This window comes from Streptomyces sp. NPDC050534 (genome assembly GCF_044457745.1).
Taxonomy (GTDB): domain Bacteria; phylum Actinomycetota; class Actinomycetes; order Streptomycetales; family Streptomycetaceae; genus Streptomyces.
Map to the genome: position 1 here is coordinate 432,724 of NZ_JBITHF010000006.1, position 19,283 is coordinate 452,006.

Sequence of the window (19,283 nt, forward strand, 5' to 3'; positions counted from 1 at the left end):
GGGCAGCCGTCGGCTTCGCGACAGGTGTCAGCTCAGCGACTTGAGCGCCGCCGCGTCGTAGGGCTTCAGCTCCGAGATGCGTCCGTCGAGGACCTTCGCCGCCCACTCGGGATCCTGGAGCAGCGCGCGCCCGACGGCGACGAGGTCGTACTCCTCGCGCTCCAGCCGGTCCAGCAGGTCGTCGATGCCGCGCACCCCGGATCCCTCACCGGCGAAGGCGCGGATGAAGTCGCCGTCGAGGCCGACCGAGCCGACCGTGATGGCGGTCTTACCCGTCAGCTTCTTGGTCCAGCCGGCCAGGTTGAGGTCGGAGCCGTCGAACTCGGGCAGCCAGTAGCGGCGCGTGGAGGCGTGGAAGGCGTCGACGCCGGCGGCGGCCAGCGGCGCGAGGATGGCCTCCAGCTCCTCCGGGGTCTCGGCGAGACGGGCGTCGTAGGCCTCCTGCTTCCACTGCGAGTAGCGGAAGAGGATCGGGAACTCGGGCGAGACCGCCTCCCGCACCGCCGCGACGATCTCCTCCGCGAACTTCGTACGGGCCACACGGTCGCCGCCGTAGGCGTCCGTGCGGCGGTTGGTGCCCGCCCACAGGAACTGGTCGAGGAGGTAGCCGTGGGCGCCGTGCAGCTCCACGCCGTCGAAGCCGATGCGCTCGGCGGCGGCCGCGGCCTCGGCGAACGCGCCGATCACGGCGTCGAGGTCGGTCCGGTCCATCGCCTTGCCGGTGGCCTCGTCGGCGCCGATGCGCAGACCCGAGGGGCCGACGGCGGGTGCGTCCGCGAACGGCGGCTGGCCCTGCTCGCGGACCATGCCGATGTGCCACAGCTGCGGGACGATCGTGCCGCCCCCCGCGTGCACCGCCTCGGCCACCTTGGCCCAGCCCGCCAGCTGCTCCTCGCCGTGGAAGCGCGGGACTCGGTCACTCTGCCCGGCCGAGTCGTGCCCGACGTAGGTGCCCTCGGTGACGATCAGGCCGACACCCGCGGCGGCACGGCGCGCGTAGTACGACAGCACGTCATCGCCGGGCACGCCGCCCGGGGAGAACATGCGCGTCATCGGCGCCATGACGATGCGGTTGGGGACAGTGAGGCCGTTGATCGTGGTGGGCCGGGAGAGGATCTCGGCGGCGCGGGAGGTGGCGGGGGCGGTCACGTGGGGTACTCCTCGAGGCTGGGCTAACCGTTCGGTATGTGCGCACGCATTGTTGCACTACCTTAAGCAACCGCCTATGCGCTGCTTCACATTCCCGGACGGCCTGAAGCGCCCGCGTGACGCCGGGCACACGAAAGGGCGGCACCCCCTGCCGGAGCAGGAAGTGCCGCCCTCCGTAAGGACGTTGATCGGCCGGGGCCGGAACCCCGGGGTCGATCAGAAGTCCATGTCACCGCCCGGCATACCGCCACCGGCGGGCGCGGCGGCCTTCTCCGGCTTGTCGGCGATGACGGCCTCGGTGGTGAGGAAGAGCGCGGCGATGGAGGCGGCGTTCTGCAGGGCAGAGCGGGTCACCTTCGCCGGGTCGATGATGCCTTCCTTGACCAGGTCGACGTACTCGCCGGTCGCGGCGTTCAGGCCGTGGCCCGGGGTCAGGTTGCGCACCTTCTCCACCACGACACCGCCCTCGAGGCCGGCGTTGACGGCGATCTGCTTCAGCGGGGCCTCGAGCGCGATGCGCACGGCGTTGGCGCCGGTCGCCTCGTCACCCTCGAGGTCCAGCTTCTCGAAGACGGTGGACGCCTGGATGAGCGCGACGCCACCACCGGCGACGATGCCCTCCTCGACGGCGGCCTTCGCGTTGCGGACGGCGTCCTCGATGCGGTGCTTGCGCTCCTTGAGCTCCACCTCGGTGGCGGCACCGGCCTTGATGACCGCGACACCGCCGGCGAGCTTCGCCAGGCGCTCCTGCAGCTTCTCGCGGTCGTAGTCCGAGTCGCTGTTCTCGATCTCGGCGCGGATCTGGTTCACACGGCCCTGCACCTGCTCCGTGGAACCGGCACCGTCGACGATCGTGGTCTCGTCCTTGGTGATGACCACCTTGCGGGCGCGGCCCAGCAGGTCCAGGGAGGTGTTCTCGAGCTTGAGACCGACCTCCTCGGAGATGACCTCGCCGCCGGTGAGGATGGCGATGTCGTTCAGCATCGCCTTGCGGCGGTCGCCGAAGCCCGGGGCCTTGACGGCGACGGACTTGAAGGTGCCGCGGATCTTGTTGACGACCAGGGTCGACAGGGCCTCGCCCTCGACGTCCTCGGCGATGATCAGCAGCGGCTTGCCCGACTGCATGACCTTCTCCAGGAGCGGGAGCAGGTCCTTGACGGAACCGATCTTGGAGTTGGCGATCAGGATGTACGGGTCGTCGAGCGACGCCTCCATCCGCTCCATGTCGGTGGCGAAGTACGCCGAGATGTAGCCCTTGTCGAAGCGCATACCCTCGGTGAGCTCCAGCTCCAGACCGAAGGTCTGGGACTCCTCGACGGTGATGACGCCTTCCTTGCCGACCTTGTCCATGGCCTCGGCGATGAGCTCGCCGATCTGGGTGTCGGCGGCGGAGATGGAGGCCGTCGAAGCGATCTGCTCCTTGGTCTCGACGTCCTTCGCCTGCTCCAGCAGGGCACCGGAGACGGCCTCGACGGCCTTCTCGATACCGCGCTTGAGGGCCATCGGGTTGGCGCCGGCGGCTACGTTGCGCAGGCCCTCCTTGACCAGGGCCTGGGCGAGAACGGTCGCCGTGGTCGTACCGTCACCGGCGACGTCGTCCGTCTTCTTGGCGACTTCCTTGACCAGCTCGGCGCCGATCTTCTCGTACGGGTCCTCGAGCTCGATCTCCTTGGCGATGGAGACACCATCGTTGGTGATCGTGGGGGCGCCCCACTTCTTCTCGAGGACGACGTTGCGGCCCTTGGGGCCGAGCGTCACCTTGACGGCGTCCGCGAGCTGGTTCATGCCGCGCTCGAGGCCGCGCCGCGCCTCCTCGTCGAACGCGATGATCTTGGCCATGTGAAGTGGTCCCTCCAGGACTGGGGGTGATTCCTTCGGACCGCGCCCGCGCCCGCGACGGACGGCACGCATGCCTCGTGGTTCCTTGCCCCACCCGGCCTGCGGGCCTCACCGACCCGGTCCATCTTTGTCACTCTCACCTTCAGAGTGCTAACGCCAATGATTAGCACTCGACCCATGCGAGTGCAAGCGCCTCCCGGGGACTGGGCGGGCGTCCCTTGGGCCGGGCGGGGTCTCCGGGCGGACGGCCTCCGCGCCTCCGAGCGTCCGGACCCGGGCATGCCGAAGGGTCCGCACCCAGGGCGCGGACCCTTCGATCAAGAACGGAAGAACGTCGCTGCGATTGACCCGGCGCGTGCTTCAGCTGGTCGCCAGTCGGACCATGTCCGCCTGCGGCCCCTTCTGGCCCTGCGAGATCTCGAAATCGACCCGCTGACCCTCTTCCAGGGTGCGGTATCCGTCCATCTGAATCGCGCTGTAGTGGACGAAAACATCCGCACCACCGTCGACCGCGATGAAGCCGTACCCCTTCTCCGCGTTGAACCACTTGACGGTGCCCTGAGCCATGCCTAACTCCCCTATTACTGGCCCTTGCACGGACCCGCGCTTCGCGGATCCGGGTCAGACCTCACCCCCCACGGTTGGGGGCGTGCGCCGGAACGCGTCGACCGCGGCTGAATGTATCTGTCCAACTGCCGTCTGCAACAGGTCAATCGGACGAGAAATCCGGGCACGACCGGTCGGGAATTTACCGAGAATTCATCAGAATTCAGGGCAAGTCGGGCCCCATAAAAGGAGCATAAGACACAAAAAACCTGCACACTTTGGCGACTTCTCGCTGCCCGAGAAGTCAGAAGCCATATGCATCCGGCATGCAGATCCGAGCCGGTTCCCCAACTGTACCGTGCTCAACCATGCAGAATTGCCCCCTCCGCTTCTCTCACGGAGGGGGCAATTCGATGAACTCTTCGTAACCGACCTTACCGACGGTAATAATCGGGGCGCGCGACCTGTTCTTCAGCCTCCGGCGACGGCCGGGATGATCGAGACTCCGGCGCCGTCCGGAGTGGCCGTCTCAAGACCCTGCTCGAAACGCACGTCGTCGTCGTTCACATAGACGTTGACGAAGCGGCGCAGCTTGCCCTGATCGTCGAGCACACGGGCGGCAATTCCCGTGTGGTTCTTCTCCAGATCGGCGATGACATCGGCGAGGGTCGCACCTTCGGCGACGACCTCGGCCTGCCCACCGGTGTAGGTGCGCAGAATGGTAGGGATACGAACCTTGACGCTCACGTGAAACCTCCGGTCAGCTACAACGCCCGTCAGGGGCGCGGGGAACTGCGCGACCGGCCCCCACCGGCCCGCAGACGAACAACTACCTACTCGGCGAGCCCGGCCTCACGGAACGACTCGAGGTTCGGACGAATGGTCGCGGTCAGCCCTGTGCCGGCCACCGCGTCCAGCGTCTTGAGACCGTCGCCCGTGTTGAGAACAACGGTCGTCAGCGTCGGATCCAGCACACCGTTCTCGATGAGCTTCTTCGTGACGCCCACCGTGACGCCCCCGGCGGTCTCCGCGAAGATCCCCTCAGTCCGGGCGAGCAGCCGAATCGCGTCGACGACCTGCTCGTCGTTCACGTCCTCCACCGCACCACCGGTACGCCGCGCGATGTCCAGCACGTACGGACCGTCGGCGGGGTTGCCGATCGCCAGCGACTTGGCGATGGTGTTCGGCTTCTGCGGGCGGACCACGTCGTGCCCCGCCTTGTACGCCGTCGACACCGGCGAGCAGCCCTCGGCCTGGGCGCCGAAGATCTTGTACGGCCTGTCCTCGACGAGCCCGAGCTTGATCAGCTCCTGCAGACCCTTGTCGATCTTCGTGAGCTGCGAGCCGGAGGCGATCGGGATCACCAGCTGGTCCGGCAGCCGCCAGCCGAGCTGCTCGCAGATCTCGTACGCCAGGGTCTTGGAACCCTCCGCGTAGTACGGCCGCAGGTTGACGTTGACGAAGCCCCAGCCCTCGCCGGCCGGGTCGCCGATCAGCTCGGAGCAGAAACGGTTCACGTCGTCGTAGTTGCCCTCGATGCCGACGAGCTCGCCGCCGTAGACCGCGGCCATGACGACCTTGCCCTGCTCCAGGTCGTGCGGGATGAACACGCAGGAGCGGAAGCCGGCGCGGGCCGCCGCGGCGCCCACGGCGCCGGCCAGGTTGCCCGTGGAGGAGCAGGAGAGGGTGGTGAAGCCGAAGACGCGCGCCGCCTCCAGGGCCTGCGCGACGACGCGGTCCTTGAAGGAGTGCGTCGGGTTGCCGGAGTCGTCCTTGACGTACAGGCCGCCGGTCACGCCCAGCTCGCGGGCGAGGTTGTCGGCCTTGACGAGCTTGGTCCAGCCGGGGTTGATGTTCGGCTTGTCCGCCACGTCCGCCGGGACGGGCAGCAGGGGCGCGTAGCGCCAGATGTTCGCGGGGCCCGCCTCGATCCGCTTGCGGAGCTCTTCGGCGTCGTAGGCCGAGAAGTCGTACGCGATCTCGAGCGGGCCGAAACACTCCTCGCACGCGAAGACCGGTCCGAGGGGCACCCGGTGTCCGCACTCGCGGCAGCTGAGGGCGGCGGCGGGGCCGAGGTCGACGTTCGTGGAGTCGGTGGTGCTTGCAGCAGTCTGCGCAGCCATGGAGGCGAGGCCCTTTCTCCTCATCTTCCTCACGACGCATCTCGCCGTGAGACGGATTTGGCACCTTCCCTAGCCGGGGAGCCTCGCGGAACGATCAGCACTGATCAACGAGTACCGGCTGGAGGGTTGCCGGGGCTTCAACGGGCCGTTTCCCTCTGCCCCTCTGGATGAGCTGTATGCGGTTGTGAACGGCGGTGACCCCGGACATGTGATGGTCATCGGCGTTGTTCAAGACTGTAACCGACGGCCAGGACAGTTGAGAGAGCCGTCCGTAACGCGAGACAACAGTGAGGAGCCGCCGACCGTGCTGGAAGAAGTCGAGCGCTGGCTGCGCACCCGCTCCTGGTCCGTGGCCGACCGCCCGCTCCACCGAATACTGGCCGCCAAACAGCGCACGGGCCAGTCGGTCTCCGTCGTCCTGCCCGCGCTGAACGAGGAGGAGACGGTCGGCGACATCGTCGCGATCATCCGTCACGACCTCATGCAGCAGGTCCCGCTGGTCGACGAGATCGTCGTCGTCGACTCGGGGTCCACCGACCGCACCTCCGAGGTGGCAGCGGCGGCGGGCGCGCGGGTGGAGCACCGGGACGAGATCCTGCCGCGCATCCCGGCCGTGCCCGGCAAGGGCGAGGTCCTGTGGCGTTCCCTGCTCGTCACGAGCGGGGACGTCGTCTGCTTCATCGACGCCGACCTGAAGGAGTTCTCCTCCGACTTCGTCTCCGGGATCGTGGGCCCGCTGCTCACCGACCCGGAGGTCGATCTGGTCAAGGGCATGTACGACCGCCCGCTCGCCGGGGCGGCGGGCCAGGGCGGCCGGGTCACCGAGCTGATGGCGCGTCCGCTGCTGAACATGCACTGGCCGCAGCTGGCGGGCTTCGTCCAGCCGCTCGGCGGGGAGTACGCGGCCCGCCGCAGCCTGCTGGAACAGCTCCCCTTCCCGGTCGGCTACGGCGTCGAGCTGGGCATGCTGGTCGACGCCCTGCACCTGGTGGGCCTCGACGCGCTCGCCCAGGTCGACGTCGGGGTGCGCAAGCACCGGCACCAGGACGGGCAGGCGCTGGGCCGCATGGCCGCAGCGATCTACCGCACGGCGCAGCTGAGGCTGGCCCGCGGTCATCTCGTCCGGCCGTCGCTGACCCAGTTCGAGCGGGGCGAGGACGGTTTCGAGCCGCGGACCTACTCCGTGGACACCGAGGAACGCCCGCCGATGGCGGAGATCGCCGAGTACGCCGAGCGCCGGGTCGCCTGAGCCGGCCGGTCACCAGACGTATACGGTCCACCCGCGAGGGGCAAGCAAACGTTTGAGCGTTTCCGGGCCGGGCTAGGTTGTGGCTTATGGCTTCCACGAACGGCGCTGCTCATCAGGTGCTGGTCGCGTCCAACCGCGGACCGGTCTCGTACGAGGTGCAGGACGACGGCTCACTGTCCGCCAAGCGGGGCGGCGGCGGGCTGGTCTCCGGCCTGTCCGCCATCGGCCCGGACACGGACGTCCTGTGGGTGTGCTCGGCCCTGTCCGACGGCGACCGGGAGGCGGTGCGGCGCGGGGTCGGCGAAGACGGCGTACGGATGCTGGACATCCCCGCCGGCGTGCACGCGGACGCCTACAACGGCATCGCGAACTCGGTGCTCTGGTTCGTCCACCACCTGCTCTACCAGACCCCGCTGGAGCCGGTCTTCGACGCGGAGTTCCGCCGGCAGTGGGCGTCGTACGAGACCTACAACCGGGCCTTCGCCGAGGCGCTCGCCGAGGAGGCCGCCGAGGGCGCGGCCGTACTGGTGCAGGACTACCACCTGTGCCTGGTGCCGGGGATGCTGCGGGAGTTGCGCCCGGACCTGAGGATCGGGCACTTCTCCCACACGCCGTGGGCGCCGGCGGAGTACTTCCGGCTGCTGCCGGACGACATCGCCGAGCAGGTGCTGCGCGGCATGCTGGGCGCCGACCGCCTCGGCTTCCTCACCCGGCGCTGGGCGGACGCGTTCACGGCCTGCTGCACGGCCCTGGTGGGCGGACTCGGGGGCACGGAGGTCGGCGTGCACGGACTCGGCGCGGACGCGGACTTCCTGCGGCAGCGCGCGCACGAGGCCGACGTGGCCGAGCGGATGGCCGCACTCAGGAGCGAGATCGGTGAGGGCCGCAGGACGGTCGTGCGGGTCGACCGCACCGAGCTGTCGAAGAACATCGTGCGCGGGCTGCTGGCGTTCCGGCACCTGCTCGACGACCGGCCCGAGTGGCGCGAGCGCGTCGTGCACGTGGCGTTCGCGTACCCGTCGCGGCAGGACCTCGCCGTGTACCGGGACTACACGGCCGAGGTGCAGCGGGTCGCCGAGGAGATCAACTCCCGGTACGGGACGCCCGGCTGGACCCCGGTCGTGCTGCACGTCCAGGACGACTTCGCGCGCTCGCTGGCCGCCTACCGGCTGGCCGACGTCGCCCTCGTCAACCCGATCCGGGACGGCATGAACCTCGTCGCGAAGGAGATGCCGGTGGTCTCCGACGAGGGATGCGTGCTGGTGCTCTCGCGGGAGGCGGGCGCCCACGCGGAGCTGGGCGAGGACGCGATCACCGTGAACCCGTACGACATCGTGGAGACGGCGAACGCGCTGCACGAGGCGCTGACCATGCCCGCCGGGGAGCGGGCCGAGCGGACGAAGCGGCTGGCGGCAGCGGCGACCGCGCTGCCGCCCGCGCAGTGGTTCCTGGACCAGCTGAACGCGTTGAGGGGTCAGGCGAGTTGAGCCGCGAGTCCGCGTAGCAGCCGCACGACCCCCGCCGGGCCGTCCACCACGATGTCCGCGCGCTCCCGCAGCTCGGTGACCTCGTCGCTACCGCTGCACACCAGCAGGCCCGGGACGCCGTCGGCGCGCAGCCGGTCGACGGCGGAGAAGGCGGGCAGGTCGCCGAGGTCGTCGCCGGCGTAGAGGACGGCCGAGGCGCCGGTCTCGCGGACGTACTCCAGCAGGGCCACGCCCTTGTCCATGCCCGGCGGGCGCAGTTCCAGGACCAGGCGGCCGGGCTCGACGATCAGGCCGTGGCGCGTGGCGAGGTCGGTGAGGGGTGCGCGCAGCGCCTCGAAGGCGGCCTGGGGGTCGGCGGCGCGGCGGGTGTGGACCGCGACGGCGCGGCCCTTCTCCTCGATCCAGGTGCCCTGCCACGCGCCCTCGCGGTCGAGCACCCCGGGCAGCTCGGCCCGGACGGCGGCGACGCCGGGGTGCGGGGCGGGGGCGCTGACCTCGCCGCTGACGGCGTCCCAGCGCTCGGCGCCGTAGTGGCCGAGGACGATCAGGTGCTCCAGGCCGGGGACGCCCGCGAAGCCGCCGTGCCGGACGGCGACGCCGGCCGGGCGGCCGGTGACGACCGCCACGGAGGCGACCTTCGGGGCGAGGGCGGCGAGCGCCGACACCGCCTCCGGGTGCGCGCGGGCCTGTTCGGGGTCCGCCACGATCGGGGCGAGTGTGCCGTCGAAGTCGAGTCCGACCACCGTCTTGCCGGGACCGGCGAGGATCGCGGCGAGTCCGTCGCGGCCGGCCCGGGTGGCAGGCGTCGGCAGGGGGTCCATGGAGTGCGTCGAGTCCGTGTCCGTAGGGGTGCCCATACGGCGACCTTAGCCGGGGGTGCCCCCTTCAGCGTTCCGCCCGTCTTTGTTCCCTGACCCGCCGCAGCCTGTTCACCGTCACCGGATCGTGGGCGAGCGCCCTCTTGTCGTCCAGGAGGGCGTTCAGCAGCTGGTAGTAGCGGACGGGGGCCAGGCCCAGCTCCTCGCGGATGGCGCGCTCCTTCGCGCCCGGCCCCGAAAAGCCCCTGCGCTCCAGGGCGAGAACGGCCTGCTCGCGGTCGTCCAGTTGCTCCTGCTCCATGCCCTGCACCGTAGCCCCCGGCACTGACAGCGCCTACTGCGCGCTCTCCGCCATGGACGCCGTCGACTGCAGCTGCGTGAGGGTGGCCTCGGGGCTGCCGTTCGGGGCGACCGCCTTGCCTATGTCCTTCTTGACGGCCGCGGCGACCTGCGCCCAGGAGGTGTTGCCGACCGGGTAGAGCTCGGACAGCGGAAGCTGGTCGAGGAACGGCTTGAGGTCGGCGTCCCGCTTGTCCGCGCTCATGACCTCGGATGCGGAGGTGGTGACCGGCAGCAGGTCGTACTCGCGGGAGAACGCGAGCACGTTCTTGGTGCTGTAGACGAAGTCGAGGAAGTCACCGACCTGCTGGGCGTGGCCGTTCTTCTTGAAGGCCATCATCCAGTCGGCGACGCCCATCGCGTTCTTGCTCTCGCCGTCGGCGCCGGGCATCGGCACCATGCCGAACTTCACACCCTTCTTCGCGGCGATCTTCATCAGCGAGGGGTGGCCGTTGAGCATGCCGACGTCGCCGTTGGCGAAGGCCGCGAAGGCGGCTGCGCGGTTGAGCCTGCCGGGCGCGACGGGACCGGTCAGTCCCTTGTCGACCAGGTCGTCCTTGAGCCAGTCGAAGGTGTGGACGTTCTGCGCGGAGTCGATGCCGTAGGTGCCGACGTCGTCGGTGTAGCCACCGCCGCCGCTCAGCAGCCACTGCATCGTCTCGGCCTGCGCCTCCTCGGGGCCGAGCGGCAGCGCGTACGGGTACTTCACGCCCTGCTGCTTGAGCGCCCTGGCGTCGGAGGCGAGTTCGGTCCAGGTCTTCGGCGGGGTGAGACCGGCGCGCTTGAAGAGGGTCTTGTTGTAGAAGAGCAGCCGCGTGGAGGCAGCGAACGGCATCCCGTACTGCACGCCCTTGACCTGGCCCGCGGTGGCGAGCTGGGAGGCGAGGTCGGCCTGCGCGGTGATGGAGAGCAGGTCGTCGGCCGTGTAGAGCAGGTCCTTGTCGGCGTAGTCGGCGTACGCGCCGATCTGCGCCATGTCGGGCTCCTTGCCGGCGTCGACCAGCTCCTTGACCTTGCGGTCGACGTCGTTCCAGGAGTAGACGCTGACCTCGACCTTCACGTCGGGGTGCTTGCTCTCGTACTCCTTGACAAGGTTGTCCCAGTACTTCTGGGAGCTGTTGGCGGCGGAGTCGCCGTAGTCCGCGGCGACCAGTCTCAGGGTGACGTCCCCCGATCCGCCGGTGAGGCCGCAGCCACCGAGGACCGCCGTCATGCCCAGAGCGGACACCGCCGCGATCATTCCTGTCCTACGCCGCTGCACTGCTTGTGACCCCAACCCTGCTGTCTCGCTGTTCAATATGTGGACACGACAGGTCTACACCACGTGAGTGGACTAGACCTCTTGCGGGTCCTGGGGCCACACTGTCCCCCGTGAGACATGTCATCGCCCTCGACGTGGGCGGCACCGGGATGAAGGCCGCACTGGTGGCGGCCGACGGCGAGCTGCTGCATCAGGCCCGCCGGGCGACCGGGCGCGAGCGCGGGCCGGACGCGGTCGTCGAGACCATCCTCGACTTCGCCGCCGAGCTCAGCGCGTACGGCGCCGGCCGCTTCGGCGAGCCCGCGGCCGCGGCCGGCGTCGCCGTCCCCGGCATCGTCGACGCCGACCGGGGCATCGCCTCCTACTCGGCCAACCTCGGCTGGCGCGACGTCCCCCTGCGCGACCGGCTGTCCGCACGGCTCGGCGTCCCGGTCGCCCTCGGCCACGACGTGCGCACCGGCGGCCTCGCGGAGGGCCGGATCGGGGCGGGCAAGGGCGCCGACCGCTTCCTGTTCATCCCCCTCGGCACCGGCATCGCGGGCGCCATCGGGATCGCGGGCCGGGTGGAGGCGGGGGCGCACGGCTTCGCCGGCGAGATCGGCCACATCGTCGTGCGGCCGGGGGGCAGCCCCTGTCCGTGCGGGCAGACCGGCTGCCTGGAGCGGTACGCCTCCGCGGCGGCCGTCAGCGAGGCGTGGGCTGCGGCCTGCGGCGACCCCGACGCGGACGCCGCGGACTGCGCGAAGGCCGTCGCGTCCGGTGACCCGAACGCCGTCCGGGTCTGGCAGGACGCGATCGACGCCCTGGCCGACGGCCTGGTCACCGCCCTCACCCTGCTGGACCCGCGCACCCTCATCATCGGTGGCGGCCTCGCGGAGGCGGGGGAGACCCTGTTCACGCCTCTGCGGGACGCCGTCCGGCAGCGGGTCACCTTCCAAAAACTGCCGTCGATCGTCCCCGCGGCACTGGGGGACACGGCGGGTTGTCTCGGTGCCGGCCTCATGGCCTGGGACCTCCTCACTACAACTGACCGCACGGAGGTAACCACCTGATGGCAGCTGCCCCAGGGGCGCGGGGAACTGCGCGACCAGCCACGACGCACCCGCAGGTACTCACCGGCGGCCGGGTGGTACTGCCCACCGGCACGGTGACCGACGGCCGCGTCGCCGTCGACGGCACCCGCATCGCCGCCGCGGCTCCCGAGAACTCCCAGGTCATCGACGTCAGCGGCCACTACGTGGTGCCCGGCTTCGTCGACATCCACAACCACGGCGGCGGCGGAGCCTCCTTCACCTCGGGCACGGTCGAGGAGGTCCTCAAGGGCATTCACACCCACCGGCTGCACGGCACGACCACGCTCGTCGCCTCGACGGTCACCGGCGACATGGACTTCCTCGCCCAGCGGGCGGGGCTGCTGAGCGAGCTCGCGGAGCAGGGGGACATCGCCGGCATCCACTTCGAGGGGCCGTTCATCTCGCCGTGCCGCAAGGGCGCCCACTCGGAGGTGCTGCTGCGCGACCCGGACCCGGCGGAGGTGCGCAAGCTGATCGACGCGGCACGCGGCAGGGCCAAGATGGTCACGCTGGCCACCGAACTGCCGGGCGGCATCGACTCGGTGCGTCTGCTGGCCGAGCACGGCGTGATCGCGGCGGTCGGGCACACGGACGCGACGTACGAGCAGACGGCGGCGGCGATCGAGGCCGGTGCCACGGTCGCGACGCACCTGTTCAACGCGATGCCGCAGATCGGCCACCGGGCGCCCGGCCCGATCGCGGCCCTTCTGGAGGACGAGCGCGTCACGGTCGAGCTGATCAACGACGGCACGCATCTGCACCCGGCCTCCCTCCAGCTGGCGTTCCATCACGCGGGCGCGAACCGGGTCGCCTTCATCACAGACGCGATGGACGCGGCCGGTTTCGTCGACGGCAGGTACATGCTCGGCCCGCTGGAGGTCGAGGTCAGCGACGGTGTGGCGCGGCTGGTGGAGGGCGGTTCGATCGCGGGCTCGACGCTCACCATGGACCGGGCGTTCAAGCGGGCGGTGACCGTGGACCGGCTGCCGGTGCGGGACGTGGTCGCGGCGATGTCGGCCAACCCGGCGAAGCTGCTCGGCATGTACGACACCGTCGGCTCGCTGGAGCCCGGAAAGGACGCCGACCTGGTGGTCCTCGACGAGCACTTCGACCTCAAGGGCGTGATGCGCCGGGGCGAATGGGTGATCGATCCGCAACTGGGGTGATCTGTCCCGCTGTTGAGGGCGGCGGTTGTCCTGGGAGACTGGGACGGCCGCCGTCCGTTTGGCATGATCACCTTCCGGACGGACAGATCCATCTTCGGGGGGAGGTCGGCACGGGTGATTCTCACGGTCACGCTGAACACCGCTCTCGACATCACGTACCGCGTGCCGGCGCTCAAGCCGCACGCCACCCACCGGGTCACCGAGGCGATCGAACGGCCCGGCGGCAAGGGCGTGAACGTGGCGCGGGTGCTCGCGGCGCTGGGACACGAGGTGACGGTCACCGGCTTCACGGGCGGCGCCACGGGCCGCACGGTCCAGGACGGGCTGACCGCCACGCCGGGGCTGGTGGACGCGCTCGTACCGGTCGAGGGCCGGACGCGGCGCACGATCGCGGTGGTGGACGAACGGACCGGCGACACGACCCAGCTCAACGAACCCGGCCCCACCATCGCGCCCGCCGAGTGGAGCGCCTTCCAGGAGGCCTACGAGGACCTGCTCGCGACGGCGTCCGCGGTGGCACTGTGCGGCAGCCTGCCGCCGGGCGTGCCGGTGGGTGCGTACGCGGGCCTGGTACGGGCCGCCAAGGCGGCCGCCGTCCCCGTCCTCCTGGACACCAGCGGTGAGCCACTGCGCCGGGGGGTCGCGGCCCGCCCGGACATCGTGAAGCCGAACGCCGACGAACTGGCCGAACTCACCGGCTCCCACGAGCCCTCGCGCGCCACCCAGGACGCACGCCGCCGTGGCGCCCGCGCGGTGGTCGCGTCCCTGGGCACGCAGGGCCTGCTGGCGGTGACCCCCGAGGGCCGCTGGCGAGCCACTCCCCCGGCCCGCCTCCACGGCAACCCCACCGGAGCCGGCGACTCAGCAGTAGCCGGCCTCCTCTCGGCCCTGGTGGACCAACTCCCCTGGCCCACCCGCCTCTCCCGCGCGGTGGCGCTGTCGGCGGCGACGGTCCTGTCGACGGTGGCCGGCGACTTCGACCGGGCGGCGTACGAGGAACTGGTGGGGCGAGTGACGGTGACGCAGGAGGTCAGCGCGGCGTGACGCCCGAGAGGCTCAACTGCTGGAGTCGACCCAGCCCTTGACCAGCCACATCTGGTCCAGCAGAGCGTCACACTGGTTGCCCTGCTCGCAGGAGAGCTTGACGGTGTTCGTGCCCTTGTTGAGCTGTACCCAGTTGTAGGTCTTCGTCCAGCCCTTTTCGTAGTCGCCCCCGCCGGCGCCGGCCCAGTTCTTCAGGTCGACGGGCGTCTTGGACGCCGTGCCGTTGACCGTGAGAGTGGCGGTGCCGTCCTTGCCCGGCACGCTGTACCCGACGTACACGCTGTACTTGCCGGACTTGGGGATGCCGTTGACCGTCCACGTGACCGAAGCGCCGACCGCGTTGAAGCCGGTCACGTACACCCCGCCGTCCGCCTTCGCGCCCTTGACGTCCGACGCCGTGGTGGTGCCGCCGTCCAGGCGCAGGGCCTTCGCGTCGATCGTCGGCAGGTCCTGCTCGGCGGCGGCGCTGTTGCTGTTGGACGGGCTCGGCTGCGAGCTCTGTGAGGTGGACGGGGCGCCGGAGGAGCTGCCGCTCGCCTTGTCCTTCTGGGAGTCGCCGCCCATCATCGCCACGCCGATGCCGATCACGACCGCGGCGACCACCGCGATCGCGCCGATCAGCAGGCCCTTGGTGTTGGGGCCGCCGCTGCGGCCGCCGCCCGTGTGGGAGGGCTGCTGCACCGGGGCCGTGGGGGCTCCGCCGCCCGGCAGGGTCTCCGGCGCCGCGTAGTGGGCGCTCGGCGAGCCGTAGGCGGTCGGCTGCTGCGGGACCTGGCCGTAGGCGGCCGTCTGCTGGCCGTACTGCCGCTGGCCGACCGCACGCACCCTGTTGACGGAGTTCGGGTAGCCGTAGCCACCGCCGGACGGCGGCTGGGCTCCGTTGGCCTGCCCGTCGGCGTAGAGGTAGCCGAACGGGTCGTCGTCCTCGGGCGTACTGGCGCCGTTGTTGCCGGACGTCATCCCTTGGTACTCCTCAGCAGGTGCGGGTCGGGTGCGATCGGTGGGGTCAGAATGGCGAGCCTACCCGCTCCCGGTGGCCCAAACGGGTGACTCGGATCGCATCGCCTCGCTGACCTGGTGATCAACCCGCGCGTCTGTGCTGTTTGGGACGAGATCGTTTCTCTACGTACATCCGCTCGTCGGCAGACTTCAACACTTCGTCCGCAGTCATTCCACAGTGCGCCCACCCGATGCCGAAGCTGGCGCCCACCCGCATGGCCCGGCCGTCGATCCGGATCGGCTGGATGATCTCGCTGCGCAGCCGGACCGCGAGGTCCTGCGCGTCGGCCCGCCCCAGCCCGTCGGCCAGCACCACGAACTCGTCACCGCCGAGCCGCGCCACCGTGTCGCCGTCGCGCACGCCGCGCGACAGCCGCCGGGCGACCTCGATGAGCACCGCGTCACCGGCGTTGTGCCCGAACCGGTCGTTGATCGACTTGAAGCCGTCGAGGTCGCAGAAGAGGACCGCGAGCCCCTTGGTGCCGTCGTCGTGGTCGTTCGCCGGCGCGGCGGTGTGCACATGGTGGTCGAAGCCGTCGAACACCTCGACACCGCCGCCCGGCCGGAAGTCGAAGCCGTGGCCGTTCGCGTCGAAGGCCGGGTGGCCGTAGGCCGCGTCCAGGGACTCCAGCGCACCGGGATGCGTGGGGCGATGACACAGGCGCGAGGACAGCCGCGTACGCAGCTCGGCGGAGTTCGGCAGGCCGGTGAGCGAGTCGTGCGAGGCGCGGTGGGCGAGCTGCAGCTCGCGGCGCTTGCGCTCCTCGATGTCCTCGACGTGCGTGAGGAGAAAACGGGGGCCGTCCGCGGCGTCGGCGACGACGCTGTTGCGCAGCGACACCCAGAGGTAGGTGCCGTCACGGCGCCCGAGCCTGAGCTCGGCCCGCCCGCCCTCGGCGGACGTCCGCAGCAGCGTGCCGATGTCCTCGGGGTGGACCAGGTCGGAGAAGGAGTAGCGGCGCATCGCGGAGGCGGGGCGGCCGAGCAGCCGGCACAGCGCGTCGTTGGTGCGCAGGATCCGGCCGTGCTGGTCGCCGCCCATCTCGGCGATGGCCATGCCGGAGGGGGCGTACTCGAACGCCTGACGGAAGCTCTCCTCGCTGGCGCGCAGCGCCTGCTGTTCGCGTTCGAGCCTGACCAGTGCGCGCTGCATGTTGGCGCGCAGGCGCGCGTTGCTGATCGCGATGGCCGCCTGGAACGCGTACATCTGGAGCGCTTCCCGTCCCCACGCGCCCGGCCTGCGGCCGTTGCGCGGCCGGTCCACGGACAGGACGCCGATCAGCTCGCCGCATGAGCCGCCCGGGCCGCCGGGCGTGTACATGGGGGCGAACAGCCGGTCGGAGGGGTGCCACTCGTCCTCGAAGCGGGGCGCGGGCCCGTCGGTGTACCACTGCGGGACGTCGTCGTCGTCGAGGACCCAGCCCTCGGTGTGCGGTATGAAGACCAGGTCGCCCCAGTGCTCGCCCATGCTCAGCCGGCGCTCCCAGGACTCCCGGGAGCCGACACGGCCCGTGATGAGCGCCTCCGCCGCCGCGTTGCCCGCGAAGGCGGCGACCACGAGGTCGCTGTCGGGGCGGACGAGGTTGACGCACGCCAGCTCGTAACCGAGACCTTTGACCACGCCTTCCGCGACCGTCTGCAGTGTGTCCGCCAGGCTTCGGGCCGTGTTCATGTCAGCCATGACCTCGTGCAGTTGCCGCAGAGTCGCAAGGCGGACGTACGGCTCCGACTCGGTCTCCATGCTCGCCCTCCCCCCGAGACCTCGCAGTGAATCAAGGGTTCTCATCGGCGTATCGTTCCTGGCAGCTTCCCAGCCACTGAATCACAGCGCGCTGCCCACTCGGTACACAGGGTCAACAATTAGTGGCCCTTGTGACTCAAGTCACAGCCAAAGATGAACAATTGAGTGGTGTTTCTGCGTTTTCCCTGTGCGTTTACCGAACGCAAACTTTGTGACTATGTGGGAATGACGCACAAGCGTACGCGCTCGGTCACAACTCCTTCCCGGGCTCGGTCGGCGGACCTAGGTCCGTTCTCGGACCGGGGCCCGATGCGGCCCGCGCGGAGCGGAGATTAGCGTTTCCCGTGTGCCGAACACTTCCCTTGCCGCATTCCCGATCACTGCTCAGTCCGCCTCCGGGCATGCTGAGGGGGTGAGCAACGACGAGTTCCGCGCGGCGATGTCCCGACTGGCCGCGGGCGTGGTCCTGGTGACGGCCCAGGAGCCGCCGCTGGACCCCGACGACCCGTCGGCGCCGGGTGGCGAGGACGTCGGCATGACGGCGACGTCCTTCATGTCGGTCTCCCTGGACCCGCCCCTGGTGATGGTCAGCCTGCGCACGGGCGCCCGCATGGACGACCTGCTCGACGAACAGCCCCTGTGGGGGGTCTCGGTGCTCTCCGAGAGCCAGCGCCACATCGCCGGCCGCTTCGCCATGAAGGGCCGCATCAGCGACCGCCTGCTCTTCGAGGACATCCCCTACGCCCGCGGCGAGGTGTCCGGCGCGCCCCTGGTGCGCGGCGCCCTGGCCGTACTGGAGTGCCGCACCGAGCAGCGGGTCGTGGCCGGCGACCACACCCTGGTGATCGGCCGGGTGCTGACGGCGTCGGTGCCGAGCGCGGACGGCGGCCCGCTGGCCTACTTCCGCGGCCGCTACCGGCAGTTGAGCTGACGCATACTCCCCTGACGTGCAAATTCCGTGGCACGCGCGCGTGGATGCCGCCTAGGGTGCGCGCATGACGACCACCGGTCCCCGCCTCGAGGAGATCACCCCTCACAATCTCGAGGCCGCGCTCGGCATCCGCATCCGTCCCGACCAGGAACACGCGGTCGAGCCGGTGGCGCACTCGCTCGCCGAGGCGTACGTCCGCCCGCCCGGGGTTGCCTGGCCCCGCCTGATCGTCGACGGCGACCGCCCGGTCGGCTTCCTGATGGCCTTCCTCGACATCGACTGGCACGGCGACGGCACCGTCCACCGCTCCGGCCTGTGGCGGCTCAACATCGCCGCCGGTGAACAGGGTCGCGGCTACGGCCGGTTCGCCGTCGAGTCCGTCGCCGCCGAGATCCGCCGGCGCGGCGGGAAGCGGTGTTATGTCACATGGCACCCCGGCCCCGACGGCCCGGAGGGCTTCTACCTGGGACTCGGCTTCCAGGTCACCGGGGAACAGAGCGGAGGCCAGACGGTAGGCGTCCTGGAGCTGCACTAGCGGAGCCCGGCTAGACGAGCTCCACGTCCAGCGCGGCGACCCGCTCCGGGTCCGTCACGATCTCGATCACGGCGATGCGGTCCCGTACGAAGGTGAAGGCGAGGGTCCGGTCGAGACGGTCCTCCAGGAAGACCGCGAGGCCGGTGGCGCCGCCCACCAGCGCGGGACGCGCCACGTACGCGAAGTGGGCGAAGCTCGCCGCGCCCCTGGCCACGCCCTGCGCACCCGAGGTGACGCCGACGTCGGTGCGCGCGACGACGTCCGGGTCGAGCAGTTCGACCAGCGCCTCGAAGTCGCCCTCCCGCGCCGCCGCCAGGAACGCGTTCACGACCTCCCGCTGCCGCGCCAGGTCGCGGTCGGGCACGTCCGCGCCCTGCACCCGGCGGCGCGCCCTGCTGGCCAGCTGCCGCGCCGCCACCGGGCTGCGCCCGACGATGTCCCCGACCTCCTCGTAGGGCACCGCGAACAGGTCGTGCAGGACGAACGCCAGCCGCTCGGCGGGCGACAGCGTCTCCAGCACGACGAGCAGCGCGACGCCCACGGAGTCCGCGAGCAGCGCGTCCTGCTCGGGCCCCGCGACGGCGGCGTCCGCCACGCGATCGGTGGTCTCCAGCGGCTCCTCCGCACGGGATTTGCGGGAGCGCAGCATGTCCAGGCAGACCCGGCCGACCACCGTGGTCAGCCAGCCCCCGAGGTTCTCGACCTGCCGGGTGTCGGAACGGCTCAGCCGGAACCATGCCTCCTGCACGGCGTCGTCCGCCTCCGCGCCCGAGCCGAGCATGCGGTAGGCGACGGCACGCAGATGACTTCGGTGGGATTCGAATCGGCGGGCGAGGAATTCGTTCTCCGCCGCATTACGCGCGCCGTCCCCGCCGGGAATTCCGTTCTCGTTCATCGCCACAGCTCCTCGCCCGCCGTTCCCCTGCCGACGACTTGACGAACGGGAGGCCGCGGATGTGACAAAGGACGTACCACGACAGCCG

General features: G+C 70.5%; 18 protein-coding genes and 1 riboswitch. Of the genes, 7 read left to right on the forward strand and 11 right to left on the reverse strand.

All coding sequences use genetic code 11. The features are described 5' to 3' along the window. Positions 1 to 27: 27 nt before the first annotated feature. The 5 genes from ACIBN2_RS22085 to thrC form a co-directional block, all read right to left on the reverse strand. Positions 28 to 1,149 (reverse strand): NADH:flavin oxidoreductase, encoded by a 1,122-nt coding sequence (locus ACIBN2_RS22085; RefSeq protein WP_399136432.1) that lies wholly within the window; start codon positions 1,147 to 1,149, stop codon positions 28 to 30. A gap of 216 nt (positions 1,150 to 1,365) precedes the next feature. Then, positions 1,366 to 2,988 (reverse strand): chaperonin GroEL, encoded by a 1,623-nt coding sequence (gene groL / locus ACIBN2_RS22090; protein ID WP_384251502.1) that lies wholly within the window; start codon positions 2,986 to 2,988, stop codon positions 1,366 to 1,368. A 360-nt stretch (positions 2,989 to 3,348) separates the two neighbouring features. Next, the gene (locus tag ACIBN2_RS22095) at positions 3,349 to 3,555 is read right to left on the reverse strand and encodes a cold-shock protein (RefSeq protein ID WP_019057200.1); all 207 of its coding nucleotides are present in this window, start codon (positions 3,553 to 3,555) and stop codon (positions 3,349 to 3,351) included. Positions 3,556 to 4,005: 450 nt separating this feature from the next. Further along, a complete protein-coding gene (locus tag ACIBN2_RS22100) occupies positions 4,006 to 4,281 on the reverse strand; it encodes a ubiquitin-like small modifier protein 1 (protein WP_399136434.1) in 276 nt (91 codons plus the stop codon). Positions 4,282 to 4,367: 86 nt separating this feature from the next. Then, entirely contained in the window at positions 4,368 to 5,657 is a 1,290-nt protein-coding gene (gene thrC, locus ACIBN2_RS22105; protein WP_399136435.1) for a threonine synthase, read from the reverse strand. A gap of 17 nt (positions 5,658 to 5,674) precedes the next feature. Then, positions 5,675 to 5,831: riboswitch (SAM riboswitch) on the reverse strand. Positions 5,832 to 5,961: 130 nt separating this feature from the next. Here thrC and ACIBN2_RS22110 point away from each other — a divergent pair. After that, on the forward strand, positions 5,962 to 6,906 hold the full coding sequence (locus ACIBN2_RS22110; protein WP_399136437.1) for a glucosyl-3-phosphoglycerate synthase: 945 nt from the start codon (positions 5,962 to 5,964) through the stop codon (positions 6,904 to 6,906). Positions 6,907 to 6,992: 86 nt separating this feature from the next. Continuing rightward, positions 6,993 to 8,393 carry a trehalose-6-phosphate synthase gene (locus tag ACIBN2_RS22115; RefSeq protein ID WP_399136439.1) on the forward strand — a complete coding sequence of 467 codons (1,401 nt, stop codon included), beginning with the start codon at positions 6,993 to 6,995 and terminating at the stop codon, positions 8,391 to 8,393. On the opposite strand, the gene otsB is transcribed toward ACIBN2_RS22115, so the two are convergent. The 3 genes from otsB to ACIBN2_RS22130 are packed head-to-tail and all read right to left on the reverse strand — an operon-like array spanning position 8,381 to position 10,763. Beyond that, positions 8,381 to 9,250: a trehalose-phosphatase gene (otsB, locus tag ACIBN2_RS22120; RefSeq protein ID WP_399136440.1), complete on the reverse strand. Its 870-nt coding sequence runs from the start codon at positions 9,248 to 9,250 to the stop codon at positions 8,381 to 8,383. The two genes, ACIBN2_RS22115 and otsB, sit on opposite strands and share 13 nt — an antisense overlap. A 28-nt stretch (positions 9,251 to 9,278) precedes the next feature. Next, positions 9,279 to 9,512 carry a DUF3263 domain-containing protein gene (locus ACIBN2_RS22125; RefSeq protein ID WP_399136442.1) on the reverse strand — a complete coding sequence of 78 codons (234 nt, stop codon included), beginning with the start codon at positions 9,510 to 9,512 and terminating at the stop codon, positions 9,279 to 9,281. A gap of 33 nt (positions 9,513 to 9,545) precedes the next feature. Continuing rightward, positions 9,546 to 10,763, reverse strand: coding sequence for an ABC transporter substrate-binding protein (locus tag ACIBN2_RS22130; RefSeq protein ID WP_399136698.1), 1,218 nt, complete (start codon positions 10,761 to 10,763; stop codon positions 9,546 to 9,548). Between the two features lie 158 nt (positions 10,764 to 10,921). Between ACIBN2_RS22130 and ACIBN2_RS22135 the strand changes: the two genes are divergently transcribed. The 3 genes from ACIBN2_RS22135 to ACIBN2_RS22145 all read left to right on the forward strand — a co-directional run bounded on the left by ACIBN2_RS22135 (position 10,922) and on the right by ACIBN2_RS22145 (position 14,094). Continuing rightward, on the forward strand, positions 10,922 to 11,863 hold the full coding sequence (locus ACIBN2_RS22135) for an ROK family protein (RefSeq protein ID WP_399136444.1): 942 nt from the start codon (positions 10,922 to 10,924) through the stop codon (positions 11,861 to 11,863). Further along, a complete protein-coding gene (nagA, locus tag ACIBN2_RS22140) occupies positions 11,863 to 13,050 on the forward strand; it encodes an N-acetylglucosamine-6-phosphate deacetylase (protein WP_399136446.1) in 1,188 nt (395 codons plus the stop codon). The genes ACIBN2_RS22135 and nagA overlap by 1 nt, the downstream gene beginning before the upstream one ends. 114 nt (positions 13,051 to 13,164) lie before the next feature. Further along, a complete protein-coding gene (locus tag ACIBN2_RS22145) occupies positions 13,165 to 14,094 on the forward strand; it encodes a 1-phosphofructokinase family hexose kinase (RefSeq protein ID WP_399136448.1) in 930 nt (309 codons plus the stop codon). A 12-nt stretch (positions 14,095 to 14,106) separates the two neighbouring features. On the opposite strand, the gene ACIBN2_RS22150 is transcribed toward ACIBN2_RS22145, so the two are convergent. Then, positions 14,107 to 15,054, reverse strand: a complete 948-nt coding sequence (locus ACIBN2_RS22150) for a carbohydrate-binding protein (RefSeq protein ID WP_399136449.1) — start codon at positions 15,052 to 15,054, stop codon at positions 14,107 to 14,109. Between the two features lie 121 nt (positions 15,055 to 15,175). After that, positions 15,176 to 16,834 (reverse strand): diguanylate cyclase CdgB, encoded by a 1,659-nt coding sequence (gene cdgB, locus ACIBN2_RS22155; RefSeq protein WP_399136450.1) that lies wholly within the window; start codon positions 16,832 to 16,834, stop codon positions 15,176 to 15,178. A 439-nt stretch (positions 16,835 to 17,273) separates the two neighbouring features. On the opposite strand from cdgB, the gene ACIBN2_RS22160 reads away from it, so the two are divergent. Beyond that, positions 17,274 to 17,765 (forward strand): flavin reductase family protein, encoded by a 492-nt coding sequence (locus tag ACIBN2_RS22160; RefSeq protein ID WP_399136699.1) that lies wholly within the window; start codon positions 17,274 to 17,276, stop codon positions 17,763 to 17,765. 64 nt (positions 17,766 to 17,829) lie between these two features. Then, positions 17,830 to 18,300 (forward strand): GNAT family N-acetyltransferase, encoded by a 471-nt coding sequence (locus ACIBN2_RS22165; RefSeq protein ID WP_399136452.1) that lies wholly within the window; start codon positions 17,830 to 17,832, stop codon positions 18,298 to 18,300. Between the two features lie 10 nt (positions 18,301 to 18,310). Here the strand turns inward: ACIBN2_RS22165 and ACIBN2_RS22170 are convergent, their stop codons facing one another. Next, positions 18,311 to 19,195, reverse strand: coding sequence for a sigma-70 family RNA polymerase sigma factor (locus ACIBN2_RS22170; protein WP_399136454.1), 885 nt, complete (start codon positions 19,193 to 19,195; stop codon positions 18,311 to 18,313). Between the last annotated feature and the right edge of the window lie 88 nt (positions 19,196 to 19,283).